Annotated in this window: 14 protein-coding genes; 10 read left to right on the forward strand and 4 right to left on the reverse strand. The window is 73.7% G+C overall.

The annotated features are described in order from the left end of the window. Positions 1-77: 77 nt before the first annotated feature. The 3 genes from ACIBO8_RS08995 to ACIBO8_RS09005 are packed head-to-tail and all read left to right on the forward strand — an operon-like array spanning position 78 to position 3,035. On the forward strand, positions 78-572 hold the full coding sequence (locus tag ACIBO8_RS08995; protein WP_396114554.1) for a GtrA family protein: 495 nt from the start codon (positions 78-80) through the stop codon (positions 570-572). Next, complete coding sequence (locus ACIBO8_RS09000) at positions 569-2,497, forward strand: amylo-alpha-1,6-glucosidase (protein WP_396114555.1); 1,929 nt, start codon at positions 569-571, stop codon at positions 2,495-2,497. The genes ACIBO8_RS08995 and ACIBO8_RS09000 overlap by 4 nt, the downstream gene beginning before the upstream one ends. Positions 2,498-2,507: 10 nt before the next feature. Then, complete coding sequence (locus ACIBO8_RS09005; RefSeq protein ID WP_396114556.1) at positions 2,508-3,035, forward strand: NUDIX hydrolase; 528 nt, start codon at positions 2,508-2,510, stop codon at positions 3,033-3,035. On the opposite strand, the gene ACIBO8_RS09010 is transcribed toward ACIBO8_RS09005, so the two are convergent. Together ACIBO8_RS09010 and ACIBO8_RS09015 are read right to left on the reverse strand one after the other, a co-directional pair. Continuing rightward, on the reverse strand, positions 2,996-3,682 hold the full coding sequence (locus tag ACIBO8_RS09010; RefSeq protein WP_396114557.1) for a response regulator: 687 nt from the start codon (positions 3,680-3,682) through the stop codon (positions 2,996-2,998). The genes ACIBO8_RS09005 and ACIBO8_RS09010 overlap by 40 nt on opposite strands. Continuing rightward, positions 3,679-4,911 (reverse strand): sensor histidine kinase, encoded by a 1,233-nt coding sequence (locus tag ACIBO8_RS09015; protein ID WP_396114558.1) that lies wholly within the window; start codon positions 4,909-4,911, stop codon positions 3,679-3,681. Before ACIBO8_RS09015 ends, ACIBO8_RS09010 begins: the two co-directional genes overlap by 4 nt. Before the next feature lie 228 nt (positions 4,912-5,139). On the opposite strand from ACIBO8_RS09015, the gene ACIBO8_RS09020 reads away from it, so the two are divergent. The 7 genes from ACIBO8_RS09020 to ACIBO8_RS09050 all read left to right on the forward strand — a co-directional run bounded on the left by ACIBO8_RS09020 (position 5,140) and on the right by ACIBO8_RS09050 (position 15,635). After that, positions 5,140-5,589, forward strand: coding sequence for a DUF1707 domain-containing protein (locus ACIBO8_RS09020; RefSeq protein WP_396114559.1), 450 nt, complete (start codon positions 5,140-5,142; stop codon positions 5,587-5,589). Between the two features lie 94 nt (positions 5,590-5,683). Continuing rightward, positions 5,684-6,505 (forward strand): metal-dependent hydrolase, encoded by an 822-nt coding sequence (locus ACIBO8_RS09025; protein WP_396114560.1) that lies wholly within the window; start codon positions 5,684-5,686, stop codon positions 6,503-6,505. A gap of 123 nt (positions 6,506-6,628) precedes the next feature. Next, positions 6,629-9,259, forward strand: a complete 2,631-nt coding sequence (locus tag ACIBO8_RS09030; RefSeq protein ID WP_396114561.1) for an MGH1-like glycoside hydrolase domain-containing protein — start codon at positions 6,629-6,631, stop codon at positions 9,257-9,259. A gap of 1,320 nt (positions 9,260-10,579) precedes the next feature. After that, positions 10,580-10,765 (forward strand): hypothetical protein, encoded by a 186-nt coding sequence (locus ACIBO8_RS09035; protein WP_396114562.1) that lies wholly within the window; start codon positions 10,580-10,582, stop codon positions 10,763-10,765. Between the two features lie 188 nt (positions 10,766-10,953). Next, on the forward strand, positions 10,954-11,784 hold the full coding sequence (locus tag ACIBO8_RS09040) for an LLM class F420-dependent oxidoreductase (RefSeq protein WP_396114563.1): 831 nt from the start codon (positions 10,954-10,956) through the stop codon (positions 11,782-11,784). After that, the gene (locus tag ACIBO8_RS09045; RefSeq protein WP_396114564.1) at positions 11,781-12,164 is read left to right on the forward strand and encodes a TIGR03668 family PPOX class F420-dependent oxidoreductase; all 384 of its coding nucleotides are present in this window, start codon (positions 11,781-11,783) and stop codon (positions 12,162-12,164) included. Before ACIBO8_RS09040 ends, ACIBO8_RS09045 begins: the two co-directional genes overlap by 4 nt. Positions 12,165-12,221: 57 nt before the next feature. Then, on the forward strand, positions 12,222-15,635 hold the full coding sequence (locus ACIBO8_RS09050; RefSeq protein ID WP_396114565.1) for an SCO7613 C-terminal domain-containing membrane protein: 3,414 nt from the start codon (positions 12,222-12,224) through the stop codon (positions 15,633-15,635). Here ACIBO8_RS09050 and ACIBO8_RS09055 read toward each other — a convergent pair. Together ACIBO8_RS09055 and ACIBO8_RS09060 are read right to left on the reverse strand one after the other, a co-directional pair. Then, complete coding sequence (locus ACIBO8_RS09055) at positions 15,632-18,004, reverse strand: ATP-binding cassette domain-containing protein (RefSeq protein WP_396114566.1); 2,373 nt, start codon at positions 18,002-18,004, stop codon at positions 15,632-15,634. The two genes, ACIBO8_RS09050 and ACIBO8_RS09055, sit on opposite strands and share 4 nt — an antisense overlap. Before the next feature lie 56 nt (positions 18,005-18,060). Then, positions 18,061-18,330: a hypothetical protein gene (locus ACIBO8_RS09060; protein ID WP_396114567.1), complete on the reverse strand. Its 270-nt coding sequence runs from the start codon at positions 18,328-18,330 to the stop codon at positions 18,061-18,063. Positions 18,331-18,345: the final 15 nt, after the last annotated feature.

The following is an 18,345-nucleotide window of genomic DNA, read 5'->3' on the forward strand; positions in this document are numbered from 1 at the left end:
CCCTCGCACGGGGGATGCCGGAGTGGCGCAGCCGAATAGCCGTCCCGCCGCCGTGCCGGGGACCTAGGCTGTCGCGGATGTGGTTGACGGGGCTGCTGCGCAGGCACGACGAGTCGGCGAAGTTCGTGATCGTCGGCGCCATCTGCTTCGTGGCGACGGCCGTCATCAACTACGCGCTCAAGTTGACCGTCCTGCGTGCGAAACCGGTCACCGCCCTGGCCATCGCCACGATCGTCGCGACCGTTCTCTCGTACTGGCTCAACCGGGAATGGTCGTTCCGGCGCCGCGGCGGCCGGGAGCGGCACCATGAGGCCGCATTGTTCTTCGCCGTGAGCGCGGTCGGCGTCGGGCTCACCGTGCTGCCGCTCGCCGTCTCCCGGTACGTGCTGCATCTGCGCGTTCCCGACGTGGGCCGCCCGGTGCAGGAGATCGCGGACTTCGTCAGCGGCATGGTGCTCGGCACGCTCATCGCCATGGGGTTCCGGTTGTGGGCGTTCCGCCGGTTCGTGTTCCCGCACCCGGAGGGCCGTGCCCCGGCGCGGGCGAAGGCGACGGGGCCGGGGGCCCGGTGAGCCGCTACGACGGGAGGACCATCGCGTTCGGTCCGCAGGTGTGCGGGCGCCTCGAGGAAGGGGCGGCCCGGGAGTGGCTGGTCGCCGACGGCCGGGGCGGGTATGCCATGGGGACGGTCAGCGGGCTGCGTACCCGGCGGTATCACGGGCTGCTGGTCGTGGCGGGGGACACGCCGGCCGTGCGGCGGCTCGGGCTCGTGTCGCTCGATCCGGTCGTCACGCTCGGGTCGGGGGCCGTGGTGCGCCTCGGCACGCACGAGTGGGCCGACGGCGCCGTCGCTCCGCGGGGGCACGAGCTGCTGTCCGGGTTCGAGCTGGTGGACGGGTTGCCGCGGTGGCGGTGGCGGATCGGCGATGTGGTGCTCGAGCGGGAGCTCGCGATGGCGTACGGCCGCAGCAGCGTCGCCGTCGTCCACCGGCTCCTCACGGGCGGGCCGGTCAGTCTGCGCCTGGAGGCGCTGTGCACGTGGCGTGACGTGCACGGGGAGCGGACCGCCGCCGGCCCCGCGCCCGAGGTCACCGAGGTCGACGGCGGGTGCGTGGTCGACGAGGCGTACCGGTTGCGGGGGCCCGGATTCCGCGGCGCGGGGCAGTGGTATCGCGGCGTGCGGCACCGCGAGGAGGCGGCGCGCGGGCTCGACCCCGTCGAGGACCTCTGGTACGCGGGGAGCTTCCACGCCGACCTGCGCCAGGCCGGTGCCACGGCGTCGGTGTCGGCGTGGGCGGACGACCTGACCGTCGCGCCGGAGCCGGCGGAGGAGGTCGTCAGCGGTGCGCGTACCCGTAACAGAGCGGTCGTGGCGGCGGCCGCACCCGCCGACGATGCGCAGGCCACGCTGGCGCTGGCAGCCGACTCCTTCGTGGTGCGGACGGCGGCCGGACCCGATGTGGTCGCCGGGTACCCGTGGTTCGGGGCCTGGTCGCGGGACACGATGATCAGCTACGAGGGGTTGTTCCTCGCCACCGGTCGGGAGGATCTGGGCCGGTCCCTGCTGCGGAGCTACGCGGGGACGCTGTCGCAGGGCATGCTCGCCAACACCGCCGACACCGGCAGCGTGGAATACAACACCGTGGACGGCACACTGTGGTTCCTGCATGCGGTGGGCCGGCACGTGGCGCTCACCGGGGACACCGATCTGGCCGCCGAGCTGCTGCCGGATCTGCGCGCGGTCGTCGACGCGCATCTGGCCGGCACCCGCTACGGCATCGGCGTCGACCCGGCCGACGGGTTGCTTCGGCAGGGCGCCGACGGTGAGGCGCTGACCTGGATGGACGCGCGGGTCGGCGGGGTGGCGGTGACGCCCCGGGCGGGCAAGCCCGTCGAGGTCAACGCACTGTGGGTCAACGGGCTCGCGATGGTCATCAAGCTGGCCTGGCAGGCGCGGACCAACGCCGGTGCGGCGACCCGGGCGCATCCCGCGGCGCTCGCCTCGTTCGCGCGGCGGTTCCCGGCCGGTGGGGGACTCCTGTACGACGTGGTGGACGGGCCTCGCGGCGACGATGCGACGCTGCGGCCCAATCAGCTGCTGGCCTGGTCGCTGCCGTACGCGCCGCTGCGCCCCGAGCCGGCGGCGCTGCAGACGATCGGGGCGGCACTGATGACGCCGCTGGGGCCGCGCAGTCTCGCGCCCGGGGCGCCCGGTTATCGCGGCAGCCATCGCGGCACGCCCGCGCAGCGGGACACGGCGTACCACACGGGTACGGTGTGGCCGTGGCTGACCGGGCCGTACGTGGCGGCCTGGCACCGGCTCGGGGTGTCGGCCGAGCAGACCCTCTCCGACGCCGACGGCCACCTCGGCGAGTACGGGCTGGGCTCGGTCTCCGAGACCGCGGACGGGGACGCGCCGCACGGCGCCACCGGGTGCCCGTTCCAGGCCTGGTCGGTCGCGGAGGGCCTGCGCGCCCGGCGGCTGGCGGGGCCGTAGGGTTCTCCGCGTGCCGGCATCCGACTACGTCAAGAACCTGCGCGCCCGGGTGGGCCACGATCTGATCATGTTCCCTACGGTCAGCGCCGTCGTGCTCAACGACCGCGGCGAGCTCCTGCTCGGGCAGCGCAGCGACAACCACCGGTGGTCGCTGATCGCGGGGCTGATGGATCCCGGGGAGCAGCCCGCCGAGGCCGTCGTCCGGGAGGTTTTCGAGGAGACCGCCGTCCAGGTCAAGGTGGAGCGCCTGGCCGGGGTGGCCCTGCACGAGGTCACCTATCCCAACGGCGACCGCTGCCACATGGTGAACACCTGGTTCCGGTGCCGGGCCACGGGCGGCGAGGCCCGGGTCAACGACGAGGAGTCGCTCGCGGTCGGCTGGTTCCCGCTGGACGCGTTGCCGGAGCTGAGCGCGTTCGCGCACCAGCGGATCCGTACGGCCCTCGACGACGGCGCCCCGGCCTGGTTCGCCCAGCCGGGGGAAACGGTCGACGGCGGTCAGGCCAGCCAGCCCGGGCGGATCAGCCCGGCCTCGTAGGCGAGCACCACCAGCTGCGCGCGATCGCGGGCGCCGAGCTTGACCATCGTGCGGCTGACGTGCGTCTTCGCCGTCGCCGGGCTGATCACCAGGCGCGCCGCGATCTCGTCGTTGGACAGTCCCTCGCCGACCAGCACCATCACCTCCCGTTCCCGCTCGGTGAGCTGCGCCAGCGTGCGTTCGACGGCCTCGGGCGGGGCGGCGGGGCGGCCCCGGCCGCCGGGCGTGGCGAACTCGCCGATCACCCGCCGCGTGACGCTCGGCGACAGCAGGGCGTCCCCGGCCGCCACGGCGCGGATGCCACGGAGCAGCTCGACGGGTTCGGTGTCTTTCACCAGGAAGCCGGACGCGCCCGTACGCAGCGCCTCGAACACGTACTCGTCAAGCTCGAACGTGGTGAGGATGACCACCCGGGTCGCGGCCAGGGCGGGTTCGGCCGCGATCCGGCGGGTCGCCTCCAAACCGTCCACGCCGGGCATGCGGACGTCCATGAGCACCACGTCGGGGCGGGTCTCCGCGGCCAGGCGCACGGCGGCGAGGCCGTCGCCGGCCTCGCCCACCACCTCGATGTCGGGTTCGGCGTCCAGCAGGGCCCGGAAGCCCGCGCGGACCAGGGCCTGGTCGTCGGCGAGCAGCACCTTGATCACGGTTCCCCCTCGGTGGCAGCGGCGGTGGGCAGCGTGGCCGCCACCAGGTATCCGCCCTCGGGCAGCGGGCCGGCGCTCAGCGTGCCGCCGAGGCTCTCGGCGCGGGCGCGCATGCCCGCGATCCCGGAGCCCGAGCCGGCGCCTGAGCCCGCCCGCGTGTCCGGCCCCCCGCCCACGGCGTCTGGTTCGGCGGCGGTGCCGTCGTTGCGGATGCGCAGGCGCAGCTCGGCCGGGGCGTACTCGATCGCGACCTCGGCGGAACCCGCGGCGGCGTGGCGGCGCACGTTGGTGAGGGCCTCCTGCACGATCCGGTACGCCGCCCGGTCGACCTCCGCCGGAAGCGGGCGCCGCTGCCCCGCCGTGGTGGTGCTGACCGGCAGGCCGGCGTCCGCGGTCAGGTCCTCGAGACGGTCGAGCCCCAGCGCCGGCTGCCGGGGCGCCGCCTCCTCCTCGGGGCGCAGGACGCCGAGCACCGCGCGTACCTCGCGGAGCGCCTCCGCGCTCGCCGTCTTGATCGCGGTCAGCGCCTCGCGGGCCTGCTCCGGCCGGTTGTCCATCAGGTGCAGGCCCACCCCGGCCTGCACGTTGATCAGCGACAGGTGGTGGCCCAGCACGTCGTGCAGCTCGCGGGCGATCCGCAACCGCTCGTCGGAGGCCTGGCGGCGCTCCTGCTCCTGCCGGGCGCGGGCCCGCTCGGCGTTGACCTTCGTCATCTCGGCGATGTACGCCGCCCGCGACCGTGCGGCGTTGCCGAGCACCATGGCCAGCCCCAGGCCGAGTGCGGCGAGCACGGCGTCCCGCACTCCCAGCCGGGCCGCCTCGGCGATCCCGAGCCGCTCGGGGAAGATCCCGATGACCGCGACGTACGCCGCGTAGAGCCCGGCCGCCACGGCGCCGGCCGGGCGCCCGCAGCCGGCCCGGACGGCGGTGAACAGCGCGACGGCCGGGGCGACCGCGTACGCCCAGGAGGGCGGGAACAACGTCGCGAGCCCGATGGTTGCCGCGCCGGCGACCGCCAGCACCGCGAGCGGGGCCTTGCGCCGCCAGGCGAGCGCGAGCGGGCCGATCAGCAGGAGGACCCACGCGACGGCCTGGGTGGGCTGGGGGAGGGCGGCCGCCTCCGCGCGGTTGCCGAAGACGTGGAAACACAGCGCCCCGATGAGGGCGCCCGGCCCTGAGCCGTGCCGGGGCGGCCGCCAGGGGCCCGGATACCGGCGGTGGTCTCGCACGGCACCGACGCTACGGCACCCCGGCCGGGCGGGGCATCGGCACGAGGTGGGGTCAGCCCCTGCGCCGCCCGGAGTAGCGGCGCCGGGCGGCGTACTCCCACAGGCGTACGCCGGTGACCGCGGGTGCGCCGCTGACCGCGTACCGAATGCTCCGCGGGGTTGACGCGGCCCGGCGCCGGCGCGACCACGCTGGAATGCAGCATCCGCCGCCCCGCCCAGGAGGAGACCATGAATCCGAACCCCGCCGCCCGGCTCCGCACCTCCGACTCCGAGCGCGAGCAGGTCGCCGAGATCCTGCGGGCCGCGATGGGCGAGGGCCGGCTCACCCTCGAGGAGGGTGAGGAAAGGCTCGGCCAGGTGTACGCGGCCAGATACCGCGACGAGCTGGCACCGCTCACCGCCGACCTGCCCGACGGCGGCCGCCGCGCGCTGGCCGAGACGCCGCTCGCCCGGGCCGCGACACGCCGGGACGTCCGCCGCCACGCCGGCTTCGTGGTGTTCCTGGCGGCGCTGCTCACCGGCCTTTGGGCGCTCTCCGGCGCGCCCTTCTTCTGGCCCGCGATCCCGCTCGCGTTCCTGGTCATGGGCCTGATGAGGCACGCCCGCCACGGCGCGGACGCCCGGATCCGCCATTACCGCCGGCATGTCGCGCCGTGGAACGCGCCGGACTATCGGTGATCATGGCCACTCCACAGTAGACGTGGCGGTCGTTGCCCACCCCACCCCGCGGTGCGACAGTAATCGCCCAAACGCCGGAGGGGTGGCAACAACCATGATGGGTCCGTCGCACGCGTTGTCGGGCGCATCGGTCTGGCTGGCGGGCAGCTGGGCGCTGGACCATTTCGCCGGGTACGGCCAGAGCCCGCTGGCGGTCGCGGTGGGCGCGACGGTCTGCGCGGGCGGCGCGCTCCTGCCCGACCTGGACCTGTCCGGCAAGGTCACCCGCAACCAGGGCGGCGCCACGGTGGCCCGCACGTTCGGAGTCTTCTCGCTGTTCGTCGCCGAGGTGGTCGAGAAGATCTCGCTGGGCATCTACACGGCGACGAAGCTCAGCCGCGACCCCCGCCGCACCAACGGGCACCGGACGTTCACCCACACCCTGCCCTTCGCCGGGCTGGTGGGCTGGGGCACGACCAGCGCCTGCGCCGCGTACGGGAAATGGGCCGTCGTCGCGATCGTCTTCTTCATGGCCGGCCTGGCCCTGCGCGGGCTCTTCGACGAATGGGCGGAACGCGCCGGCTGGCTCATCGTCACCCTGGCGTCGGGCGTGGTCGCCTGGTCGACGGGGGCGAGCCTGCCGGGCGACCGCGGCTACCCGATGCTGGGCTTCGCGGTCGGGGTGGGCTGCGTGGTCCACCTCTTCGGCGACATGATCACCAAGAACGGCGTACCGATCCTCTGGCCCGTCCCGACCGGCCGCCGGATGTGGCGGATGGTGGGGGTGCCCAACGGGATGGCCGTCAAGGTCGGCGGCCGGGGCGAGACACTGGTGCTGCGCTCGCTGTTCACGCTGGTGGCGGTCCTGGCGGTGCTGGGCATGTTCGCGCCGCACGTCTTCCAGAACCTCGACCTGGAGAAGTGGGCAGACGGGTAGGTCGGGCCCGGACCGCCGTTCCGGTAGTGGATCTCCCACGAGACACCTTCGGTTAGTGTTCGTAACACCGGGGCGCAACAGTCTCAGGAGCGGCCGGCGGGGGACGAAGGTCGAGGTGTGCGGGTGAGCGACGGCGGGGCGGCGGAGCGCGAGCGCCTGGCGCAGGCGGACTCCGGGGCGCAGCCGTGGCGAGCCTGGGGTCCCTACCTGGCCGAACGCGCCTGGGGCACCGTGCGCGAGGACTACAGCGAGCACGGCACCGCCTGGGACTACTTCCCGCACGATCACGCGCGTTCCCGGGCGTACCGGTGGAACGACGACGGCATGGCCGGCGTGTGCGACGACCGGCAGACGTTCTGCTTCGCCCTGGCGCTCTGGAACGGCGTCGATCCGATCCTCAAGGAGCGGATGTTCGGGCTCGGCGGCGACGGCGGCAACCACGGCGAGGACGTCAAGGAGTACTGGTGGTACCAGGACTCGACGCCCACGCATTCGTGGATGGGGTGGCGCTATCACTACCCGCAGAGCCCTTTTCCGTACGACGAGCTGGTCGCCGTCAACGGGCGGCGCTCGCGGGAGGAGCCCGAGTACGAGCTGGTCGACACCGGCATCTTCGACGAGGACCGGTTCTGGGCGGTGACCGTCGACTACGCCAAGGCCGGGCCGCGGGACATGTGCGTCGTCGTCACGGTCGCGAACCGTGGCCCGGACGAGGCGACCCTGCACGTGCTGCCGACGCTGTGGTTCCGCAACACGTGGTCGTGGGGGCTGGCGAACCGGCCCGTACCGGTGCTGACCGGCACGCCGGGCCGGATCAGCGGTGAGCATCGCAACCTCGGGCAGCTGACCCTGGCCGGCGAGGGCGACCCGCCGGCGCTGATGTGCGACAACGAGACGAACTCGCAGCGGTTGTGGGGGCTGCCGGGCACGAGCATGTTCCCCAAGGACGGCATCAACGACTTCGTCGTGGCAGGCGCGCCGACCGTCAACCCCGCCGGGACCGGCACGAAGGGTGCCCTGCACTACCGGGTCACGCTGGGGCCGGGGGAGAGTCGGCAGATTCGGCTGCGGCTGACCGAGAGCGACGAGCCGGTGGAGCCGGACCTCGGCGAGGGCTTCGCCGCGGTGGTGGAGGCGCGCCGGGCCGAGGCCGACGCCTACTTCGCCGAGCTCGTGCCCGCGGCGGCGTCCGCGGAGGAGGCGGCCGTCGCGCGGCAGGCGATCGCCGGGCTGATGTGGGGCAAGCAGTTCTACCACTTCGACGTCAAGCAGTGGTTGCACGGCGACCCCGGGTCGGCGCCCCCGCCGCCGGGCCGGCGCTACGGGCGCAACAACGCCTGGTGGCACATGAACAGCTTCGACGTCATCTCCATGCCGGACCCCTGGGAGTATCCCTGGTACGCGGCGTGGGACCTGGCGTTCCACTGCGTCACCATCGCCCGCGTCGACCCGGGCTTCGCCAAGGCGCAGTTGCTGCTCCTGCTGCGCGAGTGGTACATGCACCCCAACGGCCAGATCCCGGCGTACGAGTGGGCGTTCAGCGACGTGAACCCGCCCGTGCACGCGTGGGCGGCGCTGCGGGTGTTCGAGATCGACGGCGGGCGCGACCACGAATTCCTCGCCCGGGTCATGCAGAAGCTGCTGCTCAACTTCACATGGTGGGTCAACCGCAAGGACGTCGGCGGCTACAACGTCTTCGAGGGCGGCTTCCTCGGCCTGGACAACGTCGGCCCGTTCGACCGCTCGGCGGCGCTGCCGGTGGCCGGTGTCCTCGAGCAGTCGGACGGCACCGGCTGGATGGCGATGTACGCCCTCAACCTGCTCGACATGTCGATCCGCCTCGCGCTGCACGACCGCACGTACGAGGACATGGCGACGAAGTTCTTCGAGCACTTCGCGTACATCGCGGAGGCCGCGTACCGGCAGGGGCTCTGGGACGACGAGGACTGCTTCTTCTACGACGTGCTGCGCCTGCCGGACGGCCACAAGGTGCCGCTCAAGGCCCGTTCGATCGTCGGCCTGCTCCCGCTGGCGGCCACCACCCGGCTGAGCGCCGCCACCCTGCACCACCTGCCCGAGCTGGGCGCCCGGCTGCGCTGGCTGCTCGCCAACCAGCCCGACTACGCCGACGTGATCAGCGCCCGCCGGCTGTCGCCGCAGGGCCGCCAGCAGCGCCTGCTGTCGGTGGTGGGTCAGGACCAGCTGGTGCGGATCCTGGCCCGGATGCTCGATCCGGAGGAATTTCTTTCCCCGTACGGGCTGAGAACGCTGTCGCGCGCACACCTGGAGAAGCCCTTCACGGTGTCGCTGGGCGGCTCGGACTTCACGGTGGGGTACGAGCCGGCGGAGAGCACGAGCGGCCTGTTCGGCGGCAACTCCAACTGGCGCGGCCCGGTCTGGATGCCGGTCAACTACCTGTTGATCGAGGCGCTGCGCGAGTTCGCCGCGTTCTACGGCGACGACCTGCTGGTGGAGTACCCGACCGGCGCGCAGACGAAGATGCCGCTGAGCAAGGTCGCCGACGACCTGTCGCGGCGCCTGGTCTCGCTGTTCGTCCCCGACTCGTGGGGCCGTCGGCCTATCTACGGCGCGTGTGAACTCTTCCAGAACCATCCGGACTGGAAAGACCTCGTCGTGTTCCCGGAATACTTCCACGGCGACAACGGCGCGGGGCTGGGAGCCTGGCACCAGACCGGCTGGACCGCGCTGGTGGTCGACCTGATCCTGACCCTGCATCGTCCGGAAGACTCCTAGCCGGAACGCCGAGGTAGGTCAGGGCCGCGGCCGCGGAGGTCATTCTGGGCAGCGTCGTGAGGAAATGCCGCCACCGCATGCGGTCGCGCCGCCACTTCGCGAGAAAGGTGACGCAGAGCCGCGGGCTGATCGTCTCGAGGCTGCGCAGCGACGCGGCCAGGGCCTGCTCGGCCTCCTGCTCGCGATCCGCCAGCCGCGGTGCGGTCGGTACGCGCTTGTGGATGGCCGCGATGAGGTCACGCCGCTGGTGGATGAAGCCGGCCCAGAACCGGGCCGTCGCCGCTTGCGCCTCGCGTCCGTTGTCGAGCAGGGAGAACAGTCCCTCGGCCAGGCAGTCGCCGAACTCCTCCTGCCGGGCCCGGTCCGGGTCCGCGTACGGGTCGAAGGGCTGCTGCTCGCAGACGCCGCCCACCGCCACGCTCCCGATCCGGCGGCCGTTGAGCAGGAAGAACCAGTCCTCGTTGTAGATGTGCGGGAAGAACGAGGTGGTGCGGGCCGCGGGGATGAGCAGCGCGCCGCCCCCGACGAAGGTGCCCTGGACGCCGCCGGTCGCCCGGTTGGCGTGGCACACCACCGAGTTGTCCTCGAACCCGGTGTTCTCGAGCCCGACCGCGTCGTGGTGGTCGAGCAGGGCGGCCGCGCCGGCCAGCAGGTGCGGATCGACCTCGCGGATGTCGTCGTCGAGGAACAGGACGCGGCGCCATCCGAGCATCCGGCCGACGGCGAGGCCGAGGTTGCGCTTGCCGGCCGTGTCCGTGGTGCGCCGCACCGGCTGGTCCCTCAGCAGCTCCGTCGTGCGGAAGCGGGGGAGGAAGGACTCACCCCGGTAGTCCGCGGCGGTCATGGTGACGCCGGTGCCCCGTGCCCGGTCGAGCGCGGCCGCGGCGTCGGCCCGCCGGCTGCACAGCACCACGAGCGGGCAGCCGAACTCGATCGCCAGGCGGACGGCCTGGTCCAGCATCGACACCGCCCGCGCCGTCGGGACGATGATCGCGTCCAGGGCGGCCGCATCCGGCAGGACGACCTCGCGGACCAGCAGCTTCTCGTGGGAGGGATGCTGGCCCGGGATCAGGAGTGACGCATCGAGGCCGGATTCCGCTCGGTCTTGACGCGCCAGTCTCATCAGTCCTCCGGCCAGCGGTACAGCCGGACGGAGTCCAGCTTCCAATCGGGGGTGACAATCTCACCGGCGACGACTCTGACGCGGCACAGGATGCAGTACGTCTGCTGACGGGGTCGGTGACCACGTTAGCTCCTGATGCCGCAGTCGTACACGGCATCGCGGTGGGGACTCTCGCGCAAGGGGAGCAGGAACCATCCATGGTGCTCCTGCTCTGGCTGTCCCTGATCTTGTCGTTCGTCGCTCTCTGGCACGTCCGTCGTGCGATGGCGCCCATCGGAGTGCTGGTTCGTGGGGTGATGTCGGCACTGGTGGCCACGTTGACCCTGTTCGGACTGATCGGACTCCTGGTGTGGCTTCTTGCCGTGTCGGCACTGCGTAACTAGGTACATCGGCACCGCGGCCCCGGCCGTCTCGCACGATCGGGGCCGCCTTGCCCGATGGACAGCCGAGCAGTGATCCTCGGCGCCGCCCGGTCTTCAGGCCGGTGTGACGGGTCAGGCCGACGTGACGACGTCGGTCCCCCGACTCGCGAGCGCCTCGGCCGGCCCGGATCCCGCTCTAGACTCGGGGGATGGAGTTCGGTGTCGGATATTTCCCCACCCATGACGGCGTCCGTCCCGGTGAGATCGCCCGGCGGGTGGAGGAGCGGGGCCAGGACGCGCTGTTCTTCGCCGAGCACACGCACATCCCAGCCAGCCGCGAGACGCCGTACGCCGGTGGCTCCGAGCTGCCGCGTAAGTACTGGCACACGTACGACCTGTTCGTCGCGCTGACCGCGGCCGCCGAGGCCACCACCCGGCTGCGCGTGGGCAGCGGTGTCTGCCTGGTGATCGAACGGGATCCGATCACCACCGCCAAGGAGGTCGCCTCGGTCGACCACCTCTCCGGCGGGCGCCTCGAGTTCGGTGTCGGCGCGGGCTGGAACCGCGAGGAGATGGCCAACCACGGCACCGACCCGCGGACCCGGATGCGGCTGCTCGGCGAACGGGTCCGCGCCATGCAGGCCATCTGGACCCAGGAGGAGGCGTCGTACGCCGGCGAGTTCGTCTCGTTCGACCGGATCTGGTCGTGGCCGAAGCCGGCGCAGCGGCCGTGGCCTCCCGTGCTGGTCGGTGGCTACGGACCCACCGTGCTCGACCGGGTGCTGGCGTACGGCGACGGCTGGTTCCCCAACTACGGCGCCGACGACCTGTTCGATCGCATCGCCGAGCTGCGGGCCCGGGCCGAGCGCCCGGTCCAGGTGCAGCTGCTCAGCGTCCCGCCCGACGCCGCCGTGCTGGAGAAGCTCGACAGCGCCGGCGTGCACCGGGCGTCGTGCTGGCTGCCGTCCGGCCCGTGGAGCGTGGTCGAGGCGGCCCTGGAGCGCTGGGAGCACGCGATCGGCGAGCTGACCGGGCGATGACGCCGGCCGAGCGGTTCGCCGCCGCCCGGGTCGCGCGGCTCGCCACGGTCGGTCCCGACGGCGCGCCGCACCTCGTGCCGATCGTGTTCGCGCTGGTCGGCGACGTGATCCACACCGCCGTCGACGCCAAGCCGAAGCGGCATCGGCGGCTGCGGCGGCTGACCAACATCGCGCACGAGCCGCGGGTGAGCGTGCTCGCCGACCACTACGACGACGACTGGTCGGCGCTGTGGTGGGTCCGCGCGGACGGCGTCGCCACCGTCACCGACGTGCCGGAGGCCGCGCTCATCGACCGCTATCCCCAGTACGGCGCCACGCCACCGCCCGGCCCGTTCCTGCGCATCGCCGTGCACCGCTGGACGTCCTGGTCGAGCACCTAGTAGTCCTGAGTACGCCGACTCAGGAGCCGACCCGGGGCCGGCCGCCATGATCTTCCGGTGACCGCGTACCCGTGCCCGTTCTGCCGTACCGAAGCCTCCCTCGCCACCGGCTGCCCGGGGTGCGGCCGGGGCTCGGACCCCGACGCCGCCGAGGTCGTCCGCCTGGACGCGGAGATCCCGGTGCTGACCGCGCGGCTCGCCGCCGCCCGGGAGGCCGTCGCGGGGGCCGACGCGGCACTGCGCCGGGCCTGGACCGGCCGGGAGGCCGCCGCGGCCCGGGTGCGCGCCGCGGTCGCCGCTGCGGCCAAGGCCGCGCCTCGGCCGTCGCACGCTCCCGCGATGACCGCACCGGTGACCACCGCGACCGCGGAGGCCTCGGCGCGGGTGCTGACGGAGACCTCCACGCGGCTCGTGCAGAACACGCTGTTCACGCTCGGCGGCCTGCTGCTGGCCGTGGCCGCGATCGTCTTCACCGCGGTGGCGTGGTCGCAGTTCGGCGTGCGGGGCCGTGCCGCCCTGCTGGCGGTCGTCACCGTCGTGGCGCTCGCCGCGCCGCTCGCCGCGCTGCGCCGGCGGCTCACCGCGACCGCGGAGACCTTCGCCGCGGTCGGGCTGCTGCTGGTCCTGCTCGACGGATACGCGGCCTGGTACGTCAACCTCTTCGGGATCGCCGACTACTCCGCGTACGGCTACGCGGGAGCCGTGTGCGCGGTGACCGCCGCGGTCGCTGCCGGGTACGAGCACGTCACCGGACTGGTCGGGCCCCGGTTCGCCGCCCTGGTGGTGGCCCAGCCGGTGTTGCCGCTGCTCGTCGCGCCGCTGCACCCGGACGCCGCGGGGTGGGCGTACACGATGAGCGCCGTCGCCCTCGTCGACCTGGCCGTGATCCACCTGCGCCGGTCCACGCTCAGCCCGGTGGGGATCGCCGCGTACGCGCTCGGCGGCCTCGCCGTGGCCGCCTCGGGCATCTTCGCGCTGACGGCGCTGGCGCTCGCCGGTACCACGGCGCAGGCGGCCCTGGCGGCGTCCGCGCTGGCCGCGGCGGCGCTGGTGGTGCTCGCCGGGGCGCTCGCAGCGCCGGTCCCGGGGGTGAGGGTCGGTGCCGGCGCGCTGGTCGTGGTGGCGTTCGTCATCGGGGGAGCCCGCTTCGCGCAGGTCGCGGGCGGTGCCCGCCTGGCTCCGGTGCTCGCGGCCGCGGTGGTGGCCGCGGCGGCCGCCGGGGTCCGGCTGCTTCCCGAGCGGGTACGCCGCGGGCCGCGCATCGGCGCGCTCATCACGCTGACGCCCGCGGTGCTCCTGGCAGCGTTGAGTACCGCCGTGGCCACGGTGACCGGGGACGCCGACTGGCGGTTGCCCGCTGTCCTCGTCGTGCTGACCGCGGGGGCGGCGGTGCTGCTGCCGTACGCCCCGGTCGGGCTGGGCGGGGCCACGCTGCTGGCGCTGGCGGCGCCCGCGGGTCTCGGGCTCGCGTGGTGGGCCGCGCCGCCCCTGGACCTGGCCGTGGTGATCGCCGGGCTGATCCTCGCCGCGCGCGGCACCCCCTGGGCGGCCGGCGCCGGATCGGCGGGGGCCGCGGGCGGTGGCGCCGGGTCGGGCGGTGGCGCCGGGTCAGCGGTGGCCGCGGGCGGTGGCGCCGGGTCAGCGGTGGCCGCGGGCGGTGACGCCGGGTCAGCGGGGGCCGCGGGCCGTGGCGGCTGGTCCGCGGAGGGCGTGCGCCGGGGCGGCTGGGCGGCTGTGGTCGCGGGGCTGCTGGTGGTGCATGCCGTGGTGGTGGCGTCCGCCGAGGCCGGGGTGGCCGCGGCGACGCTCGCGGCGGTGGCCGGCATCGCGCTGGTGACCGCCGGGCGAGGGCCGCGGTGGATCGGGGGCGTGGCCCTCGCCACCGGCCTCCTCGCGCTCGCGCCGGCCGCCTGGCAGGCTGCGGCGGCGCTGGGGTGGTCGGCCGCCGTGCAGGGGCGGGTGGTGCTCGCCGCCGCGGCCGCCCTGGTGGCGGTGCTGCACCTGATCCACCGGTATCGGCGCTGGGCGACCGCGGCGGTGCTGCTGGTCGTCGTGGCCGCGCCGCTCGGCGCGTTCGGGTCGGGGGATCCGCCGGCGATCTACGCGGCCGTCGGGCTGGTGCTGATCGCGGTGTTGGTGTCGCTGCTGGACGGGGAGGGCCGGTGGTGGGCGGCTGCCGGCTCCGCGCTGCTCGGCGTGGCGTGGCTGGCCGGGGTCGCGGAGGGCCTTGCGACCGTGTTCGCCGGACCGTGGGTGCACGTCGGCGATCGCTGGAGCGGGCCGGTGGCCTGGGCCGACGTCGCGGCAACGGCGACGGTCGCGGTCGCCGCCGGGGTCGGCGCGCGGTTGCTGCGCGGCTGGTCCGCGGCGCTGTGGGCCGGGCTGCCGGTGGTGGCGGTCGCGGCGGTCATGGGTACGGCCGCACTCCGCCTGCCGTGGCCGGGCGTTCCGGCCGCTGCGCTGGTCACCGGGATCGCGTTGCTGATCGCGGCGGCGCTGCGGGGGACTGCCCGGCGGGCCGTGGCGGCGGTGCCGGTGGGGGCCGGCCTGCTCGCCGCCGCCCTCGCGGGGGCGCTGGCGACCGATGCGGCGACGCTGGCCGCCTTCGGTGCCACCGTGGTCGCCGGGGTGGCCGCGGGGGCCGGCGGCCGGATGTCCGGGGCGCGGGTAGCCGGGTGGCTGGCGGCGGCCGGGTCCGCGTTCGTGACGGCGTACACGGCGGGGCGGGCGGCCGAGCTGAGCGTGGCGAGCACCGCCTTCGTCGTCCTGGCGGCGGCAGCGGCGGTGCTGGCGGGCGGTGCGCTGCTGCGGCGCCCGGTCGAGAGCCGGGTGCTGCAGGCGGCGGCGCACGGCGGGGCGCTGGTCGCGCTGCTGCTCACCGTCGGCTCGGCCCGGTACGCGGCCGCCGTCTGCACGTTCTGGGGCATCGCCCTGGGCCTGCGGGCGCTGGTACGCCACGCGGGCGGACGGCGGTTGCACGTGGTCGCCGCGGCGTCGGCCGAGGTCGGCGGCTGGTGGCTGCTGCTCGCCGCGGAGCAGGTGGCGGTCGTGGAGGCGTACACGATCCCGGCCGCCGGGGTGGCGCTCCTGGCCGGCCTGCTGGCGCGCCGGGCCGTACCCGCGGTGTCGAGCTGGGCCGCCTACGGCCCGGCGCTGGCGGCGGCGCTGCTGCCGACGCTGGCCTCGGTGCTGACCGGCGAGGGTGAGCCGCTGCGCCGGTTGCTGCTCGGCGTCGCGGCGCTGGCGGTGCTGCTGGCCGGGGCACGTGCGCGACTGCAGGCCCCGGTGGTGGCGGGCGGCGCCGTGCTCGCGCTGGTGGCGCTGCACGAGGCGGTGCTGGTGTGGGACCTGCTCCCTCGCTGGATCCCGCTGGCGGTCGCGGGCCTGCTGCTCGTCGGCCTGGCGATGACGCTGGAGCGGCGCCGCCGCGACCTGGCCCGGGTGCGCGCGGCCCTCACCCGGATGAGTTAGGCGCCCACGTACTCGGCGAGGTGCTCGCCGGTGAGGGTGGCGCGGGCGGCGACCAGATCGGCCGGGGTGCCCTCGAAGACCACCCGGCCGCCGTCGTGGCCCGCGCCGGGGCCGAGGTCGATGATCCAGTCGGCGTGCGCCATGACGGCCTGGTGGTGCTCGATGACGATGACCGACTTGCCGGCGTCGACGAGCCGGTCGAGCAGGCCGAGCAGCTGCTCGACGTCGGCCAGGTGCAAGCCGGTGGTCGGCTCGTCGAGGACGTACACGCCGCCGGTGCCGGCCATGTTGGTGGCCAGCTTGAGCCGCTGCCGCTCGCCGCCGGAGAGGGTGGTGAGCGGCTGGCCGAGGCTGATGTAGCCGAGCCCGACGTCGGCGAGCCGGCGCAGGATCGCGTGGGCGGCCGGGGTGCGCGCGTCGCCGGCGCCGAAGAATTCCTCGGCCTCGGTGACCGACATGGCGAGGACCTCGCTGATGTCGCGGCCGCCGAAGCGGTACTCCAGGACGGACGCCTGGAACCGCTTGCCCTCGCACTCCTCGCAGACGGTGGCGACCCCGGCCATCATCGCCAGGTCGGTGTAGATGACGCCGGCGCCGTTGCAGGCCGGGCAGGCGCCCTCGGAGTTGGCGCTGAACAGGGCCGGCTTCACGCCGTTGGCCTTCGCGAACGCCTTGCGGATCGGCTCGAGCAGGCCGGTGTAGGTCGCCGGGTTGCTGCGCCGCGAACCCTTGATCGCCGCCTGGTCGACCGACACCACGCCGTCGCGGCCCGACACCGAGCCGTGGATCAGGGAGCTCTTGCCCGAACCGGCCACACCGGTCACCACCACGAGTACGCCGAGCGGGATGTCGACATCGACGTCCCGCAGGTTGTGGGTGGCGGCGCCGCGGACCTCTAGCTTGCCGGACGGGGTGCGTACCGACGGCTTGAGGCAGGCGCGGTCGTCCAGGTGCCGGCCGGTGAGCGTGCCGCCGTTGCGCAGCCCCTCGACGGTGCCCTCGAACACCACCTCGCCGCCCTTGGTGCCGGCGCCCGGGCCCAGGTCGACGACGTGGTCGGCGATCGCGATCGCCTCCGGCTTGTGCTCCACGACCAGCACGGTGTTGCCCTTGTCCCGCAGCTGCAGCAGCAGGCCGTTCATCCGCTCGATGTCGTGCGGGTGCAGGCCGATGGTCGGCTCGTCGAACACGTACGTGACGTCGGTGAGCGACGACCCGAGGTGGCGGATCATCTTGGTGCGCTGCGCCTCGCCGCCCGACAGCGTGCCCGACGGCCGTTCGAGGCTGAGGTAGCCGAGGCCGATCTCGACGAACGAGTCCAGCGTGTGCTGCAGCTTCTCCAGCAGGGGGGCCACGGACGGCTCCTTCAGCTTCCGCACCCACGCGGCGAGGTCGCTGATCTGCATCGCGCAGGCGTCGGCGATGCTGATCCCCTTGATCTTCGAGGAGCGCGCGGCCTCGGTGAGCCGGGTGCCGCCGCACTCCGGGCAGACGGCGAATGTGATGACCCGCTCCACGAAGGCGCGGACGTGCGGCTGCATCGCCTCGACGTCCTTGGCCAGCATCGTCTTCTGGATCTTCGGGATCAGCCCCTCGTACGTGAGGTTGATGCCCTCGACCTTGATCTTCGTCGGCGCCTTGTAGAGCAGGTCGTCGAGCTGGCGCTTGGTGAACTTGCTGATCGGCTTGTCCATGTCGAAGAAGCCGCTGCCGCTGAAGATCCGGCCGTACCAGCCGTCCATGCTGTAGCCGGGGATGGTGAGGGCGCCGTCGTTGAGCGACTTGCTGTCGTCGTACAGCTGGGAGAGGTCGAAGTCGGAGACCCGGCCCATGCCCTCGCAGCGTGCGCACATGCCGCCCGTGATGCTGAACTCGCGGCGCTCCTTGACGGTGCGTCCCGCGCGTTCCGTGGTGACCGCACCCGCCCCGCTGATCGAGGCGACGTTGAACGAGAACGCCTGGGGCGAGCCGATGTGCGGCTTCCCGAGCCGGCTATAGAGGATGCGCAGCATCGCGTTGGCGTCGGTGGCGGTGCCCACGGTCGAGCGCGGGTTGGCGCCCATCCGCTCCTGGTCCACGATGATCGCGGTGGTGAGCCCCTCGAGCACGTCGACGTCGGGCCGCGCCAGCGTCGGCATGAAGCCCTGCACGAAGGCGCTGTAGGTCTCGTTGATCAGCCGCTGCGACTCGGCGGCGATCGTGCCGAACACCAGCGAGCTCTTGCCCGAGCCGGACACGCCGGTGAACACGGTCAGCCGGCGCTTCGGGAGCTCGACGCTGACGTCCTTGAGGTTGTTCTCCCGCGCGCCGTGCACGCGGATCAGGTCGTGGCTGTCGGCGACGTGCGGCGCGGCCTTCTTCGAGTCCATGGCGCTCACGCTAGCCGCGGCGCCGCCGTCCCTGCTTCTCTATTCGTGATCGGCTTTCACCGGTCGTGGACGATCGCCTCGGCGACACGCCGCAGCTCGCGCTGGTCGGGCACGAATCCCGCGGCGATGTCGCGGTGCAGGCCCGACTTCGTCTCGTCGAGCAGCTCGGTGGCGACCTCGTCGACGGGCTCGCCGGCGTACTCGTCGGAGACCCGGTCGGCCGCCGCCTGCAACGCGGACGTGAGCTGGTCCTCCAGGGGACCGCGCAGCTTCTCCTCGACCGGTCCGAGGCTGTCCGGCTGCAGAGTGACGTGCGGCTCGACCATGGCGGGCTCCCCCCG

Source organism: Actinoplanes sp. NPDC049681 (genome assembly GCF_044465265.1).
Lineage (GTDB): Bacteria > Actinomycetota > Actinomycetes > Mycobacteriales > Micromonosporaceae > Actinoplanes.